The sequence below is a fragment of the Actinoplanes sp. M2I2 genome (genome assembly GCF_023544445.1).
GTDB lineage: Bacteria > Actinomycetota > Actinomycetes > Mycobacteriales > Micromonosporaceae > Actinoplanes.
On record NZ_JALPVJ010000011.1, the window covers coordinates 241,571 to 262,938 of the forward strand.

Sequence of the window (21,368 nt, forward strand, 5' to 3'; positions counted from 1 at the left end):
CTAACCGGAGCGGGCGGCCAGGAAGTCGGTCAGGGAGCGAGGTGGGCGGCCGGTGACCCGTTCGACCGTGTCGGTGGTGCGGTCCTCGGCGCCGCCGGCGATGGCGACGTCGAGGCCGGCCAGGAACGGCGCGAAGTCGGCCGGCAGGCCCGCGGCCGTGAGCCGGGTGGCCAGTTCGCCGGCCGTGACCGCGCGGTGGCGGACCGGGCGGCCCCAGTGGACGGTCATCCGCTCGGCCACCTCGGCGTAGCTCAGCGGCTCGGGGCCGGTGAGGAGGTGGTCGGTGTTGTGCGGTTCCGGGTCGGTGAGGGCGCGGACGGCGACCTCGGCGATGTCGTCGGGGTCGATGAAGGCGACCCGGCCGTCGCCGGTGGCGCTGACGATCTCGCCGTCCTCGCGGGCGGAGACCGCGTGCGGGTGGTCACCGACCACGTTCTCCATGAACCAGGACGGGCGCAGCACGGCCCATTCCGGCAGGATCTGGCCCAGCCGGGCGTGGACCCGGCCCAGACCGGTCTCGCCGGGCGGGATCGCCGACGACGAAAGCAGGACCGCGCGGGTGACCCCGGCGTCGCGGGCCCGTTGCAGGAACGGGACCACGACCGGTTCCGGATCGGGTACGCCCACCGGGGGGAGCACGTACGCCGCGCGCACGCCGGCCAGCGCCGGGGCGTGGGTGGCCGGATCGTGCCAGTCGAACCGGACGCCGCCGTCCGGGGGCCGCCGGGCCGCCACCCGGACGGCCTGACCGCGGTCGTCCAGTTTGCGGGCCACGAGCCGGCCGGTGGTGCCGGTGCCGCCGAGGACGAGGATCATCGGACCAGTCCCCCGCCCAGCAGTTCCCGGGTCACCAGCGGGTTCCAGTAGTCGCGGTAGCGGACGATCAGCCCGTCGCGGATGGTCAGGACGGCGATGTACCGCAACTCGTACGGCTTACCGGTGGCCACGACGAAGCCGGAGGCGTCGATCTCGGCGACGATGACCTCGGGGTCCTTGGTCTCGTGCAGCGCGATGACGGTGAACTCCCGCAGGTCGAGCAGCTCCGGGTAGTGCAGCAGGTAGCCCTCGAGCGCGGCCCGGCCGGCGACCTCGGTGGGCTGGCCGGGCGGGGCGAACGGGAACTCCATGACGGCGTCGTCGGCGTACAGGTCGATGAAGCCGGCCATGTCCTTGGCCAGCAGCCGGCGCGCGGCCTGCTGGAGGACTTCGGCGGGGGTGGCGGTCATGTGCGGGTGCTCCTCGGGTCGGAGGCGGTTCACGCTACGATGCGGACCAGTAGTCCGTATCCACTATACGGACTGACGGTCCGGTTGACGAGGGGGTCTCCATGCGTGCCGACGGCGCCCGGAACCGCGAGGTCGTGCTGGCCGCCGCGGGCAGGCTGTTCGACCAGGTCACCGACCCGGACCAGATCACCATGGACCACATCGCCGCGGCGGCCGGGGTGGGCAAGGGCACGCTGTTCCGCGGCTTCGGCGACCGGGTCGGGCTGATCCGGGCGCTCTACGCCGACCGGTCACAGGATCTGCAGGCGGCCCTGAGCACGATCGACCCCGGCCCGGCGGCCGGCGACCACCCCGGGCCCGTCAAGGTCACGGCGGGCAGGGACCACACCGGGCCCGGCCCGGCCGAGCGGGTCCTGGCGGCGCTCGGGGCGATGCTGGACTTCAAGCTGGCCAACTCCACGCTGACCCGGGCCCTGGAGAACGCCGGCGCCGGCAGCCCGTTCGACAACGAGCTCTACAACCTGTGGCACGCCCGGCTCACCAGGATCGTCGCCGAGGCGCGCGGCCCGGAGAACGCCGACTACCTGGCCCACGCGCTGCTGGCCGCCGTGCGCAGCGACCTGCTCCACCAGCTCCGTGACTGGCCCCGCGCCCGCCTCGAAGCGGGATTGTCGGCTCTGGTCGACGCGATCCTCCCGAGCTGACGTCGGCGGGCGAAGGCCCGACGGTCAGGGTCCGGCGGCCTGACCGCAAGCCCAGCGGTCAAAGGCTTGCCGCCCGGCTGACGGCCTTGCAGTCAGAAGGCCGGTTGGAACCGGCGGTCAGCGTGACGGCGACGGCGGCGGGGCCGGGCGGACGCGGCGCAGCTCGCGCAGGGCCTGGCGGCGGACGTCGCCGGTCAGGGTGTCGATGTAGAGCGTGCCGTTGAGGTGGTCGGTCTCGTGCTGCAGGGCGCGGGCCAGGAAGCCGGTGCCGTGGATGACCAGCTCGTCGCCGTTGCGGTCGAAACCGCGGGCGGTCACCGACATCGCCCGCTTGGTCGGGAAGTAGAGGCCGGGGATCGACAGGCAGCCCTCGTCGTCGTCCTGCTCGCCTTCGAAGTCGGAGAGGACCGGGTTGATCAGGTGCCCGATGGTGTCGTCGACGTTGTACGAGAACGCCCGCAGGCTCACCCCGATCTGCGGGGCGGCCACACCGGCCCGGCCGGGCTCGCGGACGGTGTCCTCCAGGTCGTCGATCAGGGCGCGCAACGCCGCGTCGAACGTGGTGACCGGGTCGGCCTCGGTGCGCAGCACCGGGTCGCCGAAGATCCTGATGGGCCGCACTGTCATGGCGCACAGGTTATCCGCCCATTACGGGCACCCCCGGCCCGGGCCCGCGCCGGGTCAGGCGAACAGGGCCAGCTGGTCCTCGGCGAGGAGTTCGCGCAGCCGGGCCAGCGAGCGACGGGTCTGGCTCTTGATCACGCTGACCGGCAGGTCGAGGACGTCGGCGACGCGGTCGACGCTGTAGTCCTCGAAGTAGCGCAGGACGACGATCGCCCGGTCCCGTTCGGGCAGGTGGGCCAGCGCGTCCAGCATGGTCAGGCGCAGCTCGGGGCTGTCCCGGTGGACCGGTTCGGGCAGGACCGCCGTGGTCGACTCGCTGGAGGATCGGCGCCGGCGGTGGTCGAGGAAAACCCGCAGGAGGATTTTCTGCGCGTAGGCCACCAGGTTGTCCGACTGGACGGCCCGGCGCCAGCTCAGGAACAGCTTGGTCAGCGCGGTCTGGGTGAGGTCCTGGGCCAGGTGCCAGTCGCGGCACAGCATGAACGCGGTGGTCCGCAGCCGCTCGGCGTGCGCGTGGGCGAACTCGGCGAACTGCTCGTCGTCGGTCATGACACGAGCACCGGCACCCGGCCGAACTCCCTCGCGCCCGCCTTGATCAGGTCGGGGTCCATGGTGACGCCCCACCGCGCGTCGGCCGCGACCGTGGCCGCCTCGTCGGCGGTGAGCGCCCGGGGACCCCGGCTGGAGCCGGTGAGGCAGGACGCGACGTCGACCTGCACGGCCGTGCCGTCGGGCCAGCGGGCGATGGCGACCGTGTCCTGCAGGCAGTTGTCGGCCACGTGCAGGATCGTCACCGTGGCCGTGCCGCCGCGCGGTGGCCGGGCGCCCTCGACCGGCAGGAGGCCGACGGTCACCCGGAGCAGGCCGGGCCCGGTCCCGCGGTCGAGCCGGATCTGCACGTGCGGGTCGCCGGCGCCCGAGACGGCCGCGTTGCTCGTCCGCCCGGCCGGCAGAAGCTGCGTCAGTAGGTGAAGCATGGCCCCCGTTGTCGCTTTCTCGCGCGTTCCGGCGGCTTGATCGACGCCGCTGTGGATCGCCAACGTACGCCCGGGGCGGCCGGTCAGGAGGGCAGTCGGGCCTACTGGCACAGATCCGGGAGAGACCGTGGCCTTTTGGGCGGCCTGGCCGGGCGCATTGGGCCACGCCGTCGCGGCCGGTGACGGCGCCACCACCGGGGCGGCGGGGGCGGACCCGACGCCGGCGGAATGGCGGGGTTCCGAGTACGCGGCCACGCCACCGGCCAGGACCAGCGCGAGGACCGTGGCGGAGCCGCCCGCCATGAACCCGGCCCGGCGGCGTCGCCGGACGCGGCGCCCGTCGCGCAGGGCGGCGCCCACCACGTCGCCCAGCGGCGGCGGCCGCTCGTTGTTCAGCTCCGCCCGCAGCAGCGCACGCAGGTCTTCGGTCACAACCCACCCTCTCCGCACCCGTCTCTGAACCCAGACGTGCCGACCGGGCCGTTCGGTGACCGTGGCGGAGGCCTCGAACGGGTCCCATGGTGCCCGCCGCGGCCCGATCCGGCCAGCCGGGGCGTCAGGCCGGGGCGGCCACGGCGTACGTCAGGTAGGCGAAGGGCCCGCGCCGCTCGACGCCGGTGAGGCTCAGGCGCGACGAGCTCAGCCGGCGCGGCAGCAGCGGGGCGCCGCCGCCCAGGGTCACCGGGGCGACGCCCAGGATGATCTCGTCGAGCAGGCCCGCGTCGGCGAACGTGGCGGCCAGCTCGCCGCCGCCGACGATCCAGACGTTGCGCCCGCCGGCGGCCGCCGTCATCGCCGCGTGCACCGGGCGCACGTCACCACGCACGAAATGGACCGTGGAACCGGGCAGCGGCGGCAGGTCGCGGTGGGTGAACACCCAGCACGGCACGTCGCCGTAGTACTCCCGCCACTTCTGCGGCTGCTCGGCCAGTCTCTCGTGCGCGAACACCCACTCGTACGTGGTGGCGCCCATGGCGAACGCGCCCACCCCGGCGAAGAAGGCCGCGAACGGCTCGGTGCCGGTGTCGTCGGCGCGCCCGTCGCCGGTCTCGAAGAGCCAGTCGAGCGAGTTCTGCCGGTCGGCGATGTAACCGTCGATCGACGTGGCCGTGTAGTACTGCGTCTTCGGCATGCCCGGCACTCTCTCACCGGGATACGACAAGAACCGGGCTCAGGGAAGCACGGCGGCGGCGAGGGCGGTCCTGACCGGCGCCAGCTTCGCCTCCGCCTCGGCCACCTCGGCCCACGGGTCGCTGTCCCAGGTGATGCCACCGCCGGCCCACGCGTGCACCCGCGACCCGTCCACCGCGACGGTACGGATGGTCAGCCCCAGGTCGAGGTGGCCGGGCCCGACCCACCCGACCGCGGCCATGCTCACGCCCCGCCCGACCGGCTCGAGCCGCGCGATCTCGGCCAGCGCGGCGATCTTGGGGGCCCCGGTCACCGATCCGCCCGGCACGAGCGCCCGCAGCAGCGAGGCCAGATCGAGCTCGCCCACGACCGGCGCCGACACCACCGACTCGGCCTGCCACAGACCCGACCACCGGCGTACGGCGAAGAGGTCCTCGACCTCGACCGGCCCCAGCCCGGGCAGCCGGGCCAGGTCGTTGCGGGACAGGTCGACGATCATCACGTGCTCGGCGCGTTCCTTGGCCGACGCGAGCAGCTCCCGGCGGCCCAGCGCGGTGGCCGGGCGGGTCCCCTTGATCGGCCGGGTCACGACGCGGCCGTCGCGCACCTCGACGAGGGTCTCCGGCGAGGCGGTGGCCAGGGCCCAGCCGTCGCCGGCCAGCACGCCGCCGTAGCGGGCCCCGGGCAGCGCGGCCACCCGGCGCAGCGCGGGCAGCGGATCCCCGCCGTACGGCGCGCTGGCGTGCCCCACGACGTTGACCTGATAGACGTCGCCGCGCCCGATCGCCGCCCGCACGGCCCCGACCGCCGCGGCGTGGGCGGACGGGGTCCAGCTCGGCGTCCACTCCCCCAGGGTGAAATCCGGCCGGGCCGGCTCGGGGCGGTCGTCGCCGGGGACGTGTTCGTAGACCACGGCGTAGACGTCCGGGATCGACGGCACGGGCGAGGGCGCGCCCGGAGCGCCGCCGGCCATCACGGAACCGGCATCGGCCGATACGTACAGTGCCGCTCCGCAGATCGAGCCAGCGCCGATCGGCCGGACGTGGTCAGCCGTTCGGCCAATGTTTCGCACGCTCAGTCCGTTGTCGGCCAGGAACTCGGAGACAAGCTCTGCGGGGTCGCCACCGTCACACCTGGACCAACGGAACCATGTTGACGCACGGTGACCGCCCTGGCAGGACCCCGGAGCACCCGGCGGAGCGACGAAGGGGGGTGCCGGGAAGTGGCCGATCGACCGGCTTCCGTGGACCATCGGAGACGAGGATTCTGTCAATGGCGACACCGTCACCGGCTCGAACCGTCGTCGTTCGATTTGAGGTAACGTCCGTCACCGTCGTTGTGAGTCATCACACAAGCCCCCCGACCGGAGAAACACCTGATGTGCCAGCACATGAACCCCTGCCCCACCGCCGAAGCCGTCGATCGTGAGGCCGCGCGGACCGTCGCGACGTGCCGCGAGCAGGGCTGGAGCCTCCTCTGCAACGGCGTCATCGTCTTCGAGGACACCGGTGAGATCCTGCCCGACGGCACCATGATCGAACCGCACCGCGGTCCGGCCCCGCACGCCCTCGCGGCCTGACGGGGAAGGACCTGAAAACCCCCGGAGAGTTCGACCCACATCACTACTCACCGTAGTTGAATGCATCCCCTGAGCCGGACGATTCCGACCCGGACGAAGCTAGCCGGATGTTCTACCCGCGCGGACAACGACGACACGCGCGACGCGGGACGAAGCGCGCCCCCGACCCGAGGGCGCGCCCCATCGCTCATCCGAAACGCCCTCAGTCCTCGAACGCCTCGGGCGCCGGGCACGAGCAGACCAGGTTCCGGTCGCCGTAGGCCCCGTCGATGCGCCGCACCGGCGGCCAGTACTTGGCCGTCCGGTCCACCCCTGACGGGAAACCGGCCACCGACCGCGGGTACGCGTGCTCCCACTCGTCGGCGGTGACCGCCGACGCGGTGTGCGGGGCGTTGGCCAGCGGGTTGTCGCCCTTGGGCCACACCCCGGCGGCGACCTGGTCGATCTCGCCCTTGATGGCGATCATCGCGTGGACGAACCGGTCGAGCTCGGCCAGATCCTCGCTCTCGGTCGGCTCCACCATCAGCGTGCCGGCCACCGGGAACGACATCGTCGGCGCGTGGAAGCCGTAGTCGATCAGCCGCTTGGCCACGTCGTCGACCGTGACACCGGTGGCCTTGGTGATCGGCCGCAGGTCGAGGATGCACTCGTGCGCGACCAGCCCGCCGGAGCCGGTGTAGAGCACCGGGTAGTGCTCACGCAGCCGCGAGGCCACGTAGTTCGCCGTCAGCACCGCCGTGCCGGTGGCCGCGGCCAGGCCATCGGGGCCCATCATCCGCAGGTACGCCCACGAGATCGGCAGGATGCCGGCCGAGCCGTGCGCCGCCGCCGAGACCGCGTGGTGGTCGCCGGGCTCCAGCGGGTCACCGGGCAGGAAGTCGGCCAGGTGCGAGCGGACCGCGACCGGGCCGACGCCGGGACCGCCACCGCCGTGCGGGATGCAGAACGTCTTGTGCAGGTTCAGGTGCGACACGTCGGCGCCGAACTTGCCCGGCCGGGCGAAGCCGACCAGCGCGTTCAGGTTGGCGCCGTCCACGTACACCTGACCGCCGGCCTCGTGCACGGCCGCGCACAGGTCGGCGATCGAGGACTCGTACACGCCGTGGGTCGACGGGTAGGTCACCATGATCGCGGCGAGCGAACCGGCGTGCTTCTCGATCTTGGCGTGCAGGTCGTCCAGGTCCACGTTGCCGGCGTCGTCGCAGGCCACCACGACGACCCGCATGCCGGCCATGACCGCGCTGGCCGCATTCGTGCCGTGCGCGCTCGACGGGATCAGGCACACGTCGCGGTGGGCCTCGCCCCGCGAGCGGTGGTAGCCGCGGATGGCCAGCAGACCGGCCAGCTCACCCTGCGAGCCGGCGTTGGGCTGCACGCTCACCGCGTCGTACCCGGTGATCTCGGCCAGCCAGCCCTCGAGCGTGGCCACCAGCTGCTCGTAGCCGGCGGTGTTGGCAGAAGGGGCGTACGGGTGGATGTTGGCGAACTCGGGCCAGGTGACCGGTTCCATCTCGGTGGTCGCGTTGAGCTTCATCGTGCACGAGCCCAGCGGGATCATGCCGCGGTCCAGCGCGTAGTCCCGGTCCGACAGCTTGCGCAGGTAGCGCAGCATGCTCGTCTCGGAGTGGTGGGTCCGGAACACCGGGTGGGTCAGGTAGTCGCTCGTCCGGCCCAGCCCGCGCACCCCGGAGACGGCCGGCTCGGCCGCCGCCGCGCCGAACGCGGCCAGCACGGTCGCGACGTGCGCCTCGGTGGTGGTCTCGTCGGCCGAGACCGACACGCGGTCGTCGTCGACCAGGCGCAGATCCACGCCGTCGGAGGCGGCCGCGGCGACGATCGAGGCGGCCCGGCCCGGCACGACAGCGGTCACCGTGTCGAAGAAGGCGTCGTGCGTCACCTCGACACCGGCCGCGGTCAGCCCCCCGGCCAGCGCCAGGGCCCGCTCGTGCACCCGTGCGGCGATCGCCCGCAGACCGGCCGGGCCGTGATAGACCGCGTACATGCTGGCCATCACGGCCAGCAGCACCTGCGCCGTGCAGATGTTGCTCGTCGCCTTCTCGCGGCGGATGTGCTGCTCACGGGTCTGCAGGGCCAGCCGGTAGGCCGGCGCGCCGTCCGCGTCCTTGGACACCCCGACCAACCGGCCGGGCAGCGACCGCTCGAGCCCGGCCCGGACAGCCAGGTAGCCGGCGTGCGGGCCACCGAAGCCGAGCGGCACCCCGAAACGCTGGGTCGTGCCGGCCGCGATGTCCGCGCCGATCTCGCCCGGCGCGCGCAGCAGCGTCAACGCCAGCAGGTCGGCCGCCACGGTCACCAGCGCGCCCTGCTGATGGGCCGCCTCGATCAACGGCTCGTGGTCGCGTACGGCGCCGGAGGCTCCCGGGTACTGCAGGTGCAGGCCGAAGAAGTCGTCCGGCAGCGGGGCGCCGGCGTCCAGGTCGAGCAGGTGCAGCGTGATGCCGAGCGGCTCGGCCCGGGTCCGCAGCACCGCGAGGGTCTGCGGCAGGGTGTCCGCGTCCACCACGTACACCTGGGACTTGGACTTGGAAGCCCGCTTGGCCAGCGTCATCGCCTCGGCGACGGCCGTGCCCTCGTCCAGCATCGAGGCGTTCGCCGTCGTGAGGCCGGTGAGGTCGGTCACCATGGTCTGGAAGTTCAGCAGCGCCTCGAGCCGGCCCTGGCTGATCTCCGGCTGGTAGGGCGTGTACGCCGTGTACCAGGCCGGGTTCTCCAGCACGTTGCGCCGGATCACGGCCGGGGTGAACGTTCCGTAGTAGCCGAGCCCGATCATCGAGGTCGTGACCCGGTTACGACCGGCGATCGCCCGCAGCTCGGCGATCGTCTCCTCCTCGGAGGCCGCCGCCGGCAGGTTCAGCGACCCGTGCCAGCGGATCACCTCGGGGATCGCGGCGTCCATCAGAGCGTCCAGCGACGCGTACCCGATGGCTTTGAGCATGTGGGTCTGCTCGTCGTTGTCCGGCCCGATATGCCGGGAAGCGAACGTCATGACGGCTCCTAAGAGAGGTCGACAAGGCGGCCTCCCCCTCTGTCACGCCGCGCACGCACGAAAGCTTCAGAGTCGCTTGCCCACGCGGTCCTTTTGCCTGAGAGGTTCCGGGGAGGATTTGCCCCTTCGGCGCCGTCGCGAACCACTGAGATGCGATCGGTCTCTCCCGCATGGCTGGCAACCAACCTACCAGCGGCCATGTTTCCGACGCGTGTCTCTAGGGTGGGGTTGTGATCTACACCCCCGCGGGCGACCGCTACGACACCATGCCCTACCGGCGGACCGGGCGCAGCGGCCTGCGCCTGCCCGTCATCTCGCTCGGCCTGTGGCACAACTTCGGCGACGAGCGGCCCTGGCAGCGCCAGCGCGACATCGTGCGCCGCGCGTTCGACCTCGGCGTCACCCATTTCGACCTGGCCAACAACTACGGCCCGCCGGCCGGCAGCGCCGAGAGCAACTTCGGCCGCATCCTCGCCACCGACCTCAAGGCCCACCGCGACGAGATCGTCGTCTCGACCAAGGCCGGCTACCTCATGTGGCCCGGCCCGTACGGCGAGTGGGGCTCACGCAAATACCTGGTCAGCTCGCTCGACCAGTCCCTGCAGCGGCTCGGCCTGGACTACGTGGACGTCTTCTACCACCACCGGCCCGACCCGGACACCCCGCTCGAGGAGACCATGGGCGCGCTCGACGCCGTGGTCCGCGCGGGCAAGGCCCAGTACGTCGGCCTGTCCAACTACACCTCCGCGCAGACCGCCGAGGCCGCCGCCATCCTCTCCCGGCTGGGGACGCCGCTGCTGATCCACCAGCCGTCGTACTCGATCCTCAACCGCTGGATCGAGAAGGACAACCTGCTCGACACGCTGCAGGAGGCCGGCGCCGGCTGCATCGCCTACAGCCCGCTGCAGCAGGGCCTGCTCACCGACCGCTACCTCGGCGGCATCCCCGACGACTCCCGCGTGCGGACCAGCACCTTCCTCAACGAGAGCGACCTGGACAACCAGACCCTCGGACGGATTCACGCGCTCAACGACATCGCCCAGCGGCGCGGGCAGTCGCTGGCCCAGATGGCGCTGGCCTGGGCGCTGCGCGACGAGCGGATGACCAGCGTCATCATCGGCGCCAGCAGCGTCGAGCAGCTCGAGAACAACGTCGCCACCATCGGCAACCTGTCGCTGAGCGCGGGCGAGCTCGGCGACATCGACGGGACCGTGCTCGACCTGTAAATCGCTTCCCCGGGGCCGATAGCCTCAGTTCATGATCGAGAACATGATCCTCGGGGTCGTGGTCGGATCGCGCGCCTACGGACTCGACGGGCCCGGCTCCGACCACGACCGCCGAGGCGTGTTCGCCGCGCCGACCCGGGCCTTCTGGTCGCTGGACAAGCCGCCCACCCACTTCGACGGGCCCCTGCCCGAACAGTTCTCGTGGGAGATCGAACGCTTCTGCACGCTCGCGCTGCAGGCCAACCCGACCGTGCTCGAGGTGCTCTGGTCCCCGCTGGTCGAGGTGCTGACCCCCGACGGCTCGGAACTGCTGGCGGTACGGTCGGCCTTCCTCTCCCGCAAGGTCGCCGCGACCTACGGGGAGTACGCCCGCGACCAGCTCACCCGCGTCGCCGCCCGCCGCGACCGCACCGGCGAGACGAACGGGAAGCAGGCCATGCACATGATCCGCCTGCTGCTGGCCGGCGCACACGTGCTGCGCACCGGCGAGGTGCTGGTCGACGTGCGCCCGATGCGCTCCCGGCTGCTCGACGTCCGCAACGGCACGATGCCGTGGGAATCGGTCACCGCCTGGGCCGGCGACCTGCGCGGCGAGCTGGCCTCGGCCCTGGACACCACCGGCCTGCCCGCGGACCCGGACCGCGCGGCGATAGATCAACTGCTTCTGGGCGTACGGGAGAGGGGCTTGACGTGACGACAGTCGTTCCGCAGTGGTCGGCCGAGGTGGTGGCCGAACTGCCGTACCCGGTGGTGTTCGCGACGGTGAGCGGGGCCCACCTGTACGGGTTCGCGTCCGTCGACTCCGACCTCGACCTGCGCGCCGCCCACGTGCTGCCGGCCGCCGAAGTGGTCGGCCTGCGCGTCGGACCCGAGACGCTGACGACCAGCGGCGTCCGCGACGGCGTGGAGCTCGACGTCGTCAGCCACGACCTGCGCAAGTTCGCCCGCCTGCTGAACAGCCGCAACGGCTACGTCCTGGAGCAGTTGCTGTCGCCGCTCGTGGTCACCACCGGGCCGCTGCACGAGCAGCTCGTCGCGCTGGCGCCGGCGTTCGTGACGTCCGGGCACGCCCAGCACTACCTCGGCTTCGCCGCGTCGCAGGAGCGGCTGTTCGACAAGACCGGGCGGCTCAAGGCGGCGCTGTACTGGCTGCGGGTCCTGCTGACCGGGCAGCACCTGATGCGCACCGGTGAGCTGGAGACCGACCTCGCGGTGCTGGGCACCTCCGTGCCGTACGTGCCGGAACTGATCGCCCTCAAGCGGTCGGCCGAGAAGGCGCCCTTCCCGGCCGGGCTGGAGGAACGGCTGCGCTCGGACGCGGCCGTGCTGCGGGCCGGGCTGGAGGAGGCTCGCGACGCCTCTGCCCTGCCCGCGTACCCGGAAGAGTCCGCCGTGGCCGCGTTGAACGACCTCGTGGTGCGCACCCGCCTGTCCACTGTGTGATCGTCGCGTCGTCGCCGGTCAATTGCCGTGTGATCGTCGCCGAAGGCGTCGTTCCGTGGTGTGCGGCTCCGCCGCTAAGGCATCCTAGGAGGCTAGGAACTCGGTTTGAGCAGCGTGTCGGTTTACGCTGATCGCATGTCCGCCGTTGCTGAGGTCGCCGTCCACCTCTCCCGGCCCCACCGGCCGGTCCTGGTGGCCGGCACGTTGGGTGAGCTGTGCGGGCCCACCGCGGGGCTCGTCGAGCTTCCGTTGCGGTTGTGGTGGGGCCCGCAGCGGGCGTTCGACCTGGCCGAGCCGACCATGCTCGCCTGGATGTACGAGAACGTGCTCCGCGAGGCCATCCGCGTCGAGGAGCTGCGCACCCACCTGCACGGGCCGACCCTGGTGCGGGTGTGGCCCGAGCTCAACCTGCCGCGCGGCGTGCGCGCCGCCTGGGAGGCCCGGCACGGCCGCCTGCGCCACGCCGCGAGGCTGGCCGACGCCGTCGCCTGAGCCGCGCGCCCGGCGCTACCCTGACGCGGTGGCGAGCGTCGACGACTTCTACTCCGACGTGGCCCGCATCGCGCTGGCCGTGGCCGACAAGCACGGGTTCGTCCTCGGCGGCGGCTTCGCCTGGCTGGTCAGCGGGCTCGTCCAGCGCCCGACCGAGGACGTCGACCTGTTCACCGACACCGCCGGCGGGGTGGCCGCGGCGGCCGGCGAGGTCTCCACCGCCCTGCGCGAGGCCGGCTACCGGGTCGTCCGCGAGGAGGGCGACGAGCTCTTCGAGGGCATGGACGAGGACCTGCAGGAGTTCCTGGTCGCCACCGACAAGCGGGCCCTGCGGCTCACGCTGTGCCGGCTCGACCGTTCCAAGAAACCGGTCGTCATGGAGCTCGGCCCGGTCATGCACCTCGACGACCTGGTCGCCACCAAGGTCGCCGCGCTGGTCAACCGGCGCGAGGTGCGCGACTACATCGACGTGGCGGCCGCGCTCGATCGCTATCCGCTGGAGCGGCTGCTGGCCCTGGCCCGCGCGGCCGACCCGGCGCTCGACCCGGAAGATGTGGCCGACGCCGGGCGTTATCTCGATCGGCTGAGCGACGCGCGGTTCGCGCTCTACGGCCTCACCGTGGATCAGATCGCCGAGCTGCGGCAACGCCTCGGGCAATGGCCACGTCACTGATCTCAGGAAAGCGCGGCATCCATATAGTGAACGCATCATGACGCTGACCGACCGCCTCCCGGGCACCACCGATCCCGACGCCGTCTTCGACGCCTTCCAGAAGTGGGCGACCGAGCAGGGCCTGGCCCTCTACACCCATCAGGAAGAGGCGCTGATCGAGATCGCCACCGGGGCGAACGTCATCCTCAACACCCCGACGGGGTCGGGCAAGAGCCTGGTCGCGACCGGCGCGCACTTCGTCGCGCTGGCCGACGGCCGCACCACCTTCTACACCGCACCGATCAAGGCCCTGGTCAGCGAGAAGTTCTTCGCGCTGTGCGCGGTCTTCGGCGCCCACAACGTCGGCATGCTCACCGGCGACGCCAACGTCAACGCCGACGCGCCGATCATCTGCTGCACCGCCGAGGTGCTGGCCAACCTGGCGCTGCGCGAGGGCGCGGACGCCGACGTCGGCCAGGTCGTCATGGACGAGTTCCACTTCTACGCCGAGCCCGACCGGGGCTGGGCCTGGCAGGTGCCGATCATCGAGCTGCCGCAGGCCCAGTTCATCCTCATGTCCGCGACCCTCGGCGACACCACCCGCTTCGTCGACGACCTGTCCCGGCGCACCGGCCGGCCGACCGCCGTCGTGGCCAGCGTCGAGCGGCCCGTCCCGCTTCTGTTCTCGTACGCGATGACGCCGTTGCACGAGACGATCGAGGAGCTGCTGCAGACCAAGCAGGCGCCGGTCTACATCGTGCACTTCACCCAGGCGGCCGCCCTGGAACGGGCGCAGTCGCTGATGAGCATCAACATGGCCACCCGGGCGGAGAAGGACGCGATCGCCACCGCCATCGGCGGCTTCCGGTTCACCGCCGGGTTCGGCCGGCAGCTGTCCCGGCTGGTGCGGCACGGCATCGGCGTGCACCACGCGGGCATGCTGCCGAAATACCGCCGCCTGGTCGAGACGCTGGCCCAGGCCGGGCTGCTCAAAGTCATCTGCGGCACCGACACGCTCGGCGTCGGCATCAACGTGCCCATCCGCACGGTGCTGTTCACCGGTCTGTCCAAGTACGACGGGGTCAAGACCCGCCTGCTCAAGGCCCGTGAGTTCCACCAGATCGCCGGGCGGGCGGGCCGGGCCGGGTACGACACGCTGGGCACGGTCCTCGTGCAGGCACCCGAGCACGTGATCGACAACGAGCGGGCGCTGGCCAAGGCGGGCGACGACCCCAAGAAACGGCGCAAGGTCGTCCGCAAGAAGCCGCCGGAGGGTTCCATCGGCTGGGGCCAGCCCACGTTCGACCGGTTGGTGTCGGCCGATCCCGAACCACTGACCTCGTCGTTCCAGGTGTCGCACGCGATGCTGCTCAACGTGCTGGCCCGCGGCGGCGACCCGTTCCAGGCGATGCGCCACCTGCTCACCGACAACCACGAGGAGCCGGCCGCCCAGCGGCGCCACATCCGCCGGGCCATCGCCATCGCCCGCGCCCTGATGGCCGGCGGGGTCATCGAGCGTACGGAGGACGGGGTCTACCGGCTCACCGAGGACCTGCAGCTCGACTTCGCGCTCAACCAGGCGCTGTCGCCGTTCGCGCTGGCCAGCCTGGAGCTGCTCGACCGCGAGGCGCCCGACTACCCGCTCGACGTCGTGTCGGTCATCGAGTCGACGCTGGAGGACCCGCGGCAGGTGCTCTCGGCGCAGCGGCAGAAGGCCCGCGGCGAGGCCGTGAACGCGATGAAGTCCGAGGGCATCGAGTACGAGGAGCGGATGACGCTGCTCGAGGACGTCACCCACCCCCGGCCGCTGCTCGAGATGCTCGAGGCGGCGTACGAGACCTACCGGCGCGGCCACCCGTGGGTCGCCGACTACGAGCTCAAGCCCAAGAGTGTCGTCCGGGACATGTACGAGCGGGCGATGACCTTCACCGAGTACGTGTCGTTCTACGGGCTGTCCCGCTCCGAGGGCCTGGTGCTGCGCTACCTGGCCGACGCGTTCCGGGCGCTGCGCCAGACCGTCCCCGAGGACGCCCGCACCGAGGAGCTGACCGACCTCATCGAGTGGCTGGGCGAGCTCGTCCGGCAGGTCGACTCCAGCCTGCTCGACGAGTGGGAGCGGCTGCGCAACCCGGGCGCCGACGTCGAAGAGGTCCGCATCGACGACAAGCCGCCCGCGGTCACCCGCAACACCCGCGCGTTCCGGGTGCTGGTGCGCAACGCCCTGTTCCGCCGGGTCGAGCTGGCCGCGCTGCGCCGCTACACCGACCTGGGCGAGCTCGACGGCGAGTCGGGCTGGACGGCCGGCCGCTGGCAGGACGCGATCGAGGACTACTTCGACGAGTACGACTCGCTCGGCACCGGCCCGGCCGCCCGCGGCCCGGCTTTCCTGCACATCGACGCCGGCCCGACCGCCTGGGTCGTCCGGCAGGTCTTCGAGGACCCCGAGGGCGACCACGACTGGGGCATCGAGGCCACCGTCGACCTGGCCGCCTCCGACGAGATCGGCGCGGCGGCGATCGTCGTGACCGCGGTCGGCCCGCACTCGGCGTGACCGGAAGGCCGCCGTCCCCGTCCCCGTCCCCGTCCTCGTCCCCGGGCGGCGACGGCGACGGCGCGCCCGCGCCGCCGGCCCGCGCCGGCCGCGATCGGGCTGCCGCGGGACACGGCCGGCGGGTCGCGGCCGGCTTCGCGGTGACGCTGCTCGGGTTGCCGGCGCTGACCGCGGTGGTCGACGCGGCCGGGCTCGAGCTGGCCGGCGGGGTGATCCTTTTCCTGGCCGCCGTGGTCGGGGTGGCGCTGCTGGGCGGGCTGTGGCCCGCCCTGCTGGCCGCGGTCGGCGGCTTTCTGCTGCTGAACTACTTCTTCACCGCACCGGTCCGCAGCCTCGACGTGAGCACCCGCGAGGGCGCGCTCGCGCTGGCCGTCTTCGTGCTGGTCGCGCTGGCCGTGTCGTGGATCGTCGACCTGGCCGCCCGGCGGACCCGGCAGGCCGTGGCAGCCGCCGCCGACGCGCACATCCTGGCCGCGGTGGCCGGCGGGGTGCTGGCCGGGCCGGACCCGCTGCGCGGGCTGCTCGGGGAGTTGCGGGAGCTCTTCGGCCTGGATTCCGTGGCGCTGCTGGAGCGCGCAGCCGCCGGCCGCTCGGTCGTCGCCGCCTCACCGGACGTTCTTCTGAAGGTGCGGGGTGCCACCGCCTCCCCCGCCCATCAGGGTGGGCCGAACGCTACCGCGCCGCCGGCGGGCGAAACGGGTTCTCCACAGGCCGGCCACGGTGTCGTTTCTCCCAGTGACCGCAACCTGGATCCCGACGAGCTCGTGATACCCGCGGGCGACGGGCTCGTCCTCGCCCTGCGCGGCCGCCCGCTCGACGACAACGAGCAGACGATCGCCCGCGCCTTCGGCGCCCAGGCCGCCGTCGCCCTGCGCCAGCAACGCCTGGCCACCGCGGCCGAGGGCGACCGCGTCCGCTCGGCCCTGCTGGCGGCGGTCAGCCACGACCTCCGCACGCCGCTGGCCTCGGCCAAGGCCGCCGTCGCCGGCCTGCGCAGCGACGGCGTGCACTTCGACGAGGACGACCGCCGGGAGCTCCTGGCCACCGCCGACGAGTCGCTCGACCGGCTCGCCGCGCTGCTGGCCAACCTGCTCGACCTGAGCCGCCTGGAGGCCGGGGCGCTCGCCGTGCACCTGACCGACGTGGGCCTGGAGGACGTCGTCCCGGCCGCGCTGGACGAGCTCGGCCCGGCCGGGCGCCGGATCACCGTACGGCTGCCGGACGACCTGCCGGCCGCGCGGGCCGACCCCGGGCTGCTCGACCGGGTGCTGGTCAACGTCGTGGGCAACGCGCTGCGCTACAGTCCGGCCGACCGGCCGCCCGAGATCACCGGCGGCACCGACGGCGACCGGGTCCAGCTGCGCGTCGTCGACCACGGCCCCGGGGTGCCCCCGGGCGACCGCGAGCGGATCTTCCAGGCCTTCCAGCGGCTGGGCGACCGCGACAACCACACCGGCGTGGGCCTCGGCCTGGCCCTGTCGCGCGGCCTGACCGAGGCGATGGACGGCACCCTGACCCCGCAGGAGACCCCCGGAGGAGGCCTCACCATGGTCCTGACGCTGCCGATGGGCACGATGTGACGCGCATCCTCGTCGTCGACGACGACCCGCAGATCCTGCGCGCGCTGCGGATCAACCTGCGCGCCCGCCGGTACGAGGTGGACGTGGCCGCCGACGGCGCGAGCGCGCTCAAGGCGGCCGCCGCCCACTCCCCCGACCTGGTCGTGCTCGACCTGGGACTGCCCGACCTGGACGGCACCGAGGTCATCCGGGGCCTGCGCGGCTGGACCACCGTGCCGATCATCGTGCTGTCCGGGCGGGCCGAGGGCGGTGACAAGGTGGCCGCGCTCGACGCCGGCGCCGACGACTACGTGACCAAGCCGTTCGGCGTGGACGAGCTGCTCGCCCGCATCCGCGCGGTGACCCGCCGGGCGCAGTCCTCGGACACGCCGCCCGGCCCGATCACCCTCGGGCAGCACACGATCGACCTGGCCGGCCACACGATCACCCCGGAGCAGCGGCTCACCCCGACCGAGTGGCAGCTGCTGGAACGGCTGCTGCGCAACCCCGGCAAACTGATCACCCAGCGCAGCCTGCTGCACGACGTGTGGGGTCCGCAGTACGACACCGAGACCAACTACCTGCGCCAGTACATGGCCCGCCTGCGCCGCAAGCTCGAGGACGACCCCACCCGGCCGAGGCACCTGATCACCGAACCGGGAATGGGTTACCGCTTCCAGCCCTGACCCCCGGCCGGCTGGGCAGGCCCGGCCGGCCTGGTATAGACAGAGGCCATGACTACCTTCGTTCTCGTCCCGGGGGCCTGGCACGGCGGCTGGTGGTACGAGCCGCTCGCCACCGAACTTCAGAAGCGGGGCCACCGCGCCCACGCCGTCACGCTGGCCGGGCTGTGGCCCGACGACGATCTCACCCGCCGCCCGGTCAACCTGACGACCCACGTCGAGCAGCTCGACACCCTGGTCGAGGACCTGACCGCCGGCAGCGACCCGGTCGTGCTGGTCGGTCACAGCTACGGCGGCCCGGTGATCAACGCCGCGGCCGACCGGGCCCCGGCGCGGGTGAGCGCGCTGGTGCACCTCGACAGCGACATCCTCGAGGACGGCGAGTCGTGCTGGGACGTCACCACCGAGGAGAACCGGAAGTACTTCCTCGACTCGGTCGGCGCGGACGGGCTCGGGCTCGCGCCGATGCCGTTCTTCGCCGACCGGGCCCGGCCCCACCCGTTCGCCACGCTGCTCGAGAAGACCCGGCTGACCGGCGCGTGGAAGTCGGTGCCGGTGAAGCGCTACGCCGCCGCGCTCGAGACGCCCGGCGGGCTGCAGGCGCCGGTGGCCATGGAGCGGGTGCGCGACGATCCGGCGTGGCAGTACGTCGAGTGGCCGACGACCCACAACGTCCTGCGCGACGGCCCCGAGCGCGTGCTCGGCCTGCTGCACGACCTGTGACCGGCGGCGCCAACCACCGACCGGCAGGTCGGCAGCGGCGGTCGCCCCCATGATGCGCCACCTCGAGGCCGAGCTGGCCGTACCTGACCCCGGCTGCCGGGTGCCGCTCTTCATCCGGGTCATCGGCCAGTCCTCCGACGGGCCGAGCGGTGCGCCTGACCCCGGCTGTCCGGTGCTGATCCAGCCGGGGGTCGTGCTCGGTCGCCGGCGCCGTGGCCGACCTCGTCGCGCAGGACCACACCGACCGCGTACGGGGCGTCGTCGCCCTCGACCGGGTGGGGGCTGCGGATCTCGCCCGCGTGGCGCAGGCCGAGCCGCTCCATCACGGCCCGCGAGCGGACGTTGGACCGCACCGCGCACGAGACCACAGCGCGAACCCCGAGAATCTCGAAGCCGTACGCCACCGCCGCCCGCCCCATCTCGGACGCGTAGCCGTGGCCCTGGAACGCGCCCCGCACCGCCCATCCGAGCTCGACCCAGTGCGCGTGCGCGACGTAGGGACGGCGGCTGGGATGCGCGGCCCGGACCCACGGCTCGCCGGGCAGGAACGCGTAGAGCTGACCCCAGTCGTCGTCGACCGGCGTCCGGGACAGGCCCCCACGCCCGACGACCTCGCCGCTGCGCCGGTCGTACGCGAGCCACTTGTGCACGCCGTGGAGCTGCCACGACTCGCCCAGGGCCGCCGCCGTCCGCTCCACCTGCTCGTGGGTGGGCCGCACTGTCCCGTAGGACGGCCACACCGCGTCGTCGCCCAGAACCAGCGCCAGATCGCGAGCGTTGCCCGGCCCGGCCGGCTCGAGCCGCAGCCGAGCCGTGAGCCGCTCACCCTTCATCGCCCGGCCGCCCAAGCCCGGACCCGAGGTCTCGCCCGCAGACGTGGAGGGCCCGGCCGGACAGCCGGCGTCGCCGGCCCCGCACACGTACCTGAAGGCCCGGCCGGCAGGCGCAACCCGGCGTTGCCGACCCGCCCGTGTTCGTAGCCGAGGCGACCGGCGCAACCGCACGTCACCGGCTGATCCGCGTCCTCGGATCGGTCGGGCGGCCGCAGCCCGGCATCGCCGGTCGGCCCGCGGGCACGGAGGTGGCCGGCCCGATCGACAAGGATCATGCCAGCCATCCTCCCGCGCGGGTACGACAGAACCGGGGCGTCAGGCCTCCGCCGCCACCAGCACCTCTTCGGCGCGCTCGGGGCTGCCCTCGGCCAGACCGCGGTCGATCGAGCGGCGGGCCGCGAGCCACAGGCCCACCCCGACCAGGAAGACCAGGCCCTCGGTGACCGTCAGCGCCCAGATGATGCCGGTCAGGCCGAACAACGCGTTGCCGGCCAGCACGATCGGGACGAAGAGGATGCCCTGCGCCATCGACATCACGATCGCCGGGGTGGCCCGGCCGGCCGCCTGGAACAGCGAGGTGATCAGGCCGGCGAAGCCGTTCGCGACCGTGGCGACGAGCTGGGCGACCAGGATGGTCACGCCGATGGTGAGCACGGACGGGTCCGCCGAGAACGCCGAGAGCACCTGCTCGCGGAAGAGGAAGACCGCCCCGCCGAGGACGAGCAGGACGCCGCCGACGGTGATCGCCGACGCCCGCAGCGCCGAGTGGAGCCGGTCGCGGTCCCCCTTGCCGTACGCGTAGGCCAGCAGCGGCAGCACGCCGAGCGTCACTCCCATGATCAGGAACTCGGGCACCTGGGCGATGCGGACCGCGACCCCCATGGCGGCGAGCGGGCCGTCGCCGTAGGCGGCCGCGAGATTGTTCAGCACCAGCACCGTGACGATCATGAACGCGGACTGGAGCAGCTCGCCGACGCCGACCCCGAAGACCGGCTTGACCACGGCCGGGCGCAGGGTGAACCAGCGCGGGGCGAGGCTGATCTGCTCGCTGCGGCGCAGCCGGTGGGCGAAGTAGGCGACGGTCACGAGGTTGGCCAGCCCGGTGCCGAGCGCCGCCCCGGCCACACCCCAGTGGAAGACGAGGATGAAGACGACATCGAACACCACGTTGGCCACGGCCGAGAGGATGAGCCCGGTCATCGCCTGCCGGGCGGCACCCTCGGCGCGGACGATCTGCTCGAGGCAGAACGCGGCCGCGAGCACCGGCACGAAGGCCAGCATCACGGCGACGTACTCGCGGGTGGCCGGCACCGCGGCGGTGTCCGCGCCGAGCAGCGTCACCAGCGGGTGCAGCAGGAGCAACCCGGCCCCGCCGACCACGGCGCCGGCGATCACCGAGCCCCAGACGGCGAACGACGAGACGTGCTTGATCTCGCCGGCCTGCGCGGGGTCGTTCTCGGCCGCCCCGAGCAGGCGCGAGATGAGCGCGCCGCCGCCCACCCCGAACACGCCGCCGATGGCCATGACCAGGCCCAGCAGCGGCGTACCGAAGGTGATCGCGGCCAGCAGCGCGGTGTCGTGCTGTGAGCCGATGAAGCCGGCGTTGGTGACGTTGTAGACGGCGCTGACGATCATCGCGGCGGCCATCGGCACGCACAGGTGCACGAGGGCGCGGACGATCGGCGCGGTGGAGAGGTACCAGCGGTTGGTGCCGACGACGCCAGCTCCGGCGGGTTCGTGGGTGACAGCGGTCATGACAGCCTCTTTCGGCAGGTCCGGGGCAGAGCGGATCGCGCGGCGGCGGGGCCGGCGCGGCGGTGTTCCGGGCAGGGCGGATCGCGGCGGCGGGGCCGGCGCGGCGGTGTTCCGGGCAGGATTCAGCGTCCGGCGGCGAGGCCGGCGCGGTGGCGATGCGGGGGTCCGGCGGCGGCGGAATGCCGGCGCGGTGGCGATCGAGC

21 protein-coding genes and 1 riboswitch are annotated in these 21,368 nt (G+C 72.8%); of the genes, 11 read left to right on the forward strand and 10 right to left on the reverse strand.

From position 1 onward, the window contains the following. The gene (locus HJC40_RS24235; RefSeq protein ID WP_250003736.1) at window positions 1–816 is read right to left on the reverse strand and encodes an ergot alkaloid biosynthesis protein; all 816 of its coding nucleotides are present in this window, start codon (window positions 814–816) and stop codon (window positions 1–3) included. After that, on the reverse strand, window positions 813–1,226 hold the full coding sequence (locus tag HJC40_RS24240; RefSeq protein WP_250003739.1) for a nuclear transport factor 2 family protein: 414 nt from the start codon (window positions 1,224–1,226) through the stop codon (window positions 813–815). The genes HJC40_RS24235 and HJC40_RS24240 overlap by 4 nt, the downstream gene beginning before the upstream one ends. Window positions 1,227–1,327: 101 nt before the next feature. Here HJC40_RS24240 and HJC40_RS24245 point away from each other — a divergent pair, with 101 nt between their 5' ends. After that, on the forward strand, window positions 1,328–1,930 hold the full coding sequence (locus HJC40_RS24245) for a TetR/AcrR family transcriptional regulator (RefSeq protein ID WP_250003741.1): 603 nt from the start codon (window positions 1,328–1,330) through the stop codon (window positions 1,928–1,930). 117 nt (window positions 1,931–2,047) lie between these two features. Here HJC40_RS24245 and def read toward each other — a convergent pair whose 3' ends face one another. From def to HJC40_RS24270, 5 genes are all read right to left on the reverse strand, one after another. Beyond that, window positions 2,048–2,557 carry a peptide deformylase gene (gene def / locus HJC40_RS24250; RefSeq protein WP_250003743.1) on the reverse strand — a complete coding sequence of 170 codons (510 nt, stop codon included), beginning with the start codon at window positions 2,555–2,557 and terminating at the stop codon, window positions 2,048–2,050. Between the two features lie 54 nt (window positions 2,558–2,611). Then, window positions 2,612–3,103, reverse strand: coding sequence for a SigE family RNA polymerase sigma factor (locus HJC40_RS24255; protein WP_250003744.1), 492 nt, complete (start codon window positions 3,101–3,103; stop codon window positions 2,612–2,614). After that, window positions 3,100–3,963, reverse strand: a complete 864-nt coding sequence (locus tag HJC40_RS24260; RefSeq protein ID WP_250003746.1) for a hypothetical protein — start codon at window positions 3,961–3,963, stop codon at window positions 3,100–3,102. Before HJC40_RS24260 ends, HJC40_RS24255 begins: the two co-directional genes overlap by 4 nt. 124 nt (window positions 3,964–4,087) lie before the next feature. After that, entirely contained in the window at window positions 4,088–4,663 is a 576-nt protein-coding gene (locus tag HJC40_RS24265; protein ID WP_250003749.1) for a dihydrofolate reductase family protein, read from the reverse strand. 39 nt (window positions 4,664–4,702) lie between these two features. Then, window positions 4,703–5,914, reverse strand: a complete 1,212-nt coding sequence (locus HJC40_RS24270; protein ID WP_374272584.1) for a chorismate-binding protein — start codon at window positions 5,912–5,914, stop codon at window positions 4,703–4,705. Window positions 5,915–6,040: 126 nt separating this feature from the next. On the opposite strand from HJC40_RS24270, the gene HJC40_RS24275 reads away from it, so the two are divergent. Continuing rightward, on the forward strand, window positions 6,041–6,241 hold the full coding sequence (locus tag HJC40_RS24275; protein ID WP_250003750.1) for a DUF5999 family protein: 201 nt from the start codon (window positions 6,041–6,043) through the stop codon (window positions 6,239–6,241). 202 nt (window positions 6,242–6,443) lie between these two features. Here the strand turns inward: HJC40_RS24275 and gcvP are convergent, their stop codons facing one another. Then, window positions 6,444–9,248, reverse strand: coding sequence for an aminomethyl-transferring glycine dehydrogenase (gene gcvP / locus HJC40_RS24280; RefSeq protein WP_250003752.1), 2,805 nt, complete (start codon window positions 9,246–9,248; stop codon window positions 6,444–6,446). A 75-nt stretch (window positions 9,249–9,323) separates the two neighbouring features. After that, window positions 9,324–9,427: riboswitch (glycine riboswitch) on the reverse strand. A 51-nt stretch (window positions 9,428–9,478) separates the two neighbouring features. Between gcvP and mgrA the strand changes: the two genes are divergently transcribed. From mgrA to HJC40_RS24325, 9 genes are all read left to right on the forward strand, one after another. Next, window positions 9,479–10,474 (forward strand): L-glyceraldehyde 3-phosphate reductase, encoded by a 996-nt coding sequence (gene mgrA / locus HJC40_RS24285; RefSeq protein ID WP_308200937.1) that lies wholly within the window; start codon window positions 9,479–9,481, stop codon window positions 10,472–10,474. Between the two features lie 31 nt (window positions 10,475–10,505). Continuing rightward, window positions 10,506–11,168 carry a DNA polymerase beta superfamily protein gene (locus tag HJC40_RS24290; protein WP_250003754.1) on the forward strand — a complete coding sequence of 221 codons (663 nt, stop codon included), beginning with the start codon at window positions 10,506–10,508 and terminating at the stop codon, window positions 11,166–11,168. Continuing rightward, a complete protein-coding gene (locus HJC40_RS24295) occupies window positions 11,165–11,917 on the forward strand; it encodes a DNA polymerase beta superfamily protein (protein ID WP_250003756.1) in 753 nt (250 codons plus the stop codon). The genes HJC40_RS24290 and HJC40_RS24295 overlap by 4 nt, the downstream gene beginning before the upstream one ends. Window positions 11,918–12,052: 135 nt before the next feature. After that, window positions 12,053–12,409, forward strand: a complete 357-nt coding sequence (locus HJC40_RS24300; protein WP_250003758.1) for a hypothetical protein — start codon at window positions 12,053–12,055, stop codon at window positions 12,407–12,409. Window positions 12,410–12,437: 28 nt separating this feature from the next. Next, the gene (locus HJC40_RS24305) at window positions 12,438–13,082 is read left to right on the forward strand and encodes a nucleotidyl transferase AbiEii/AbiGii toxin family protein (RefSeq protein ID WP_250003760.1); all 645 of its coding nucleotides are present in this window, start codon (window positions 12,438–12,440) and stop codon (window positions 13,080–13,082) included. Between the two features lie 37 nt (window positions 13,083–13,119). Beyond that, on the forward strand, window positions 13,120–15,612 hold the full coding sequence (locus tag HJC40_RS24310) for an RNA helicase (protein ID WP_250003763.1): 2,493 nt from the start codon (window positions 13,120–13,122) through the stop codon (window positions 15,610–15,612). Further along, a complete protein-coding gene (locus HJC40_RS24315; protein ID WP_308200938.1) occupies window positions 15,609–17,192 on the forward strand; it encodes an ATP-binding protein in 1,584 nt (527 codons plus the stop codon). Before HJC40_RS24310 ends, HJC40_RS24315 begins: the two co-directional genes overlap by 4 nt. Further along, complete coding sequence (locus HJC40_RS24320; RefSeq protein WP_250003766.1) at window positions 17,189–17,857, forward strand: response regulator; 669 nt, start codon at window positions 17,189–17,191, stop codon at window positions 17,855–17,857. Before HJC40_RS24315 ends, HJC40_RS24320 begins: the two co-directional genes overlap by 4 nt. Before the next feature lie 48 nt (window positions 17,858–17,905). Beyond that, window positions 17,906–18,577: an alpha/beta hydrolase gene (locus tag HJC40_RS24325; RefSeq protein WP_250003768.1), complete on the forward strand. Its 672-nt coding sequence runs from the start codon at window positions 17,906–17,908 to the stop codon at window positions 18,575–18,577. A 119-nt stretch (window positions 18,578–18,696) separates the two neighbouring features. On the opposite strand, the gene HJC40_RS24330 is transcribed toward HJC40_RS24325, so the two are convergent. Together HJC40_RS24330 and HJC40_RS24335 are read right to left on the reverse strand one after the other, a co-directional pair. Further along, window positions 18,697–19,410 (reverse strand): GNAT family N-acetyltransferase, encoded by a 714-nt coding sequence (locus HJC40_RS24330; protein ID WP_250003770.1) that lies wholly within the window; start codon window positions 19,408–19,410, stop codon window positions 18,697–18,699. Window positions 19,411–19,725: 315 nt separating this feature from the next. Beyond that, window positions 19,726–21,165 carry an MATE family efflux transporter gene (locus HJC40_RS24335; protein WP_250003772.1) on the reverse strand — a complete coding sequence of 480 codons (1,440 nt, stop codon included), beginning with the start codon at window positions 21,163–21,165 and terminating at the stop codon, window positions 19,726–19,728. Between the last annotated feature and the right edge of the window lie 203 nt (window positions 21,166–21,368).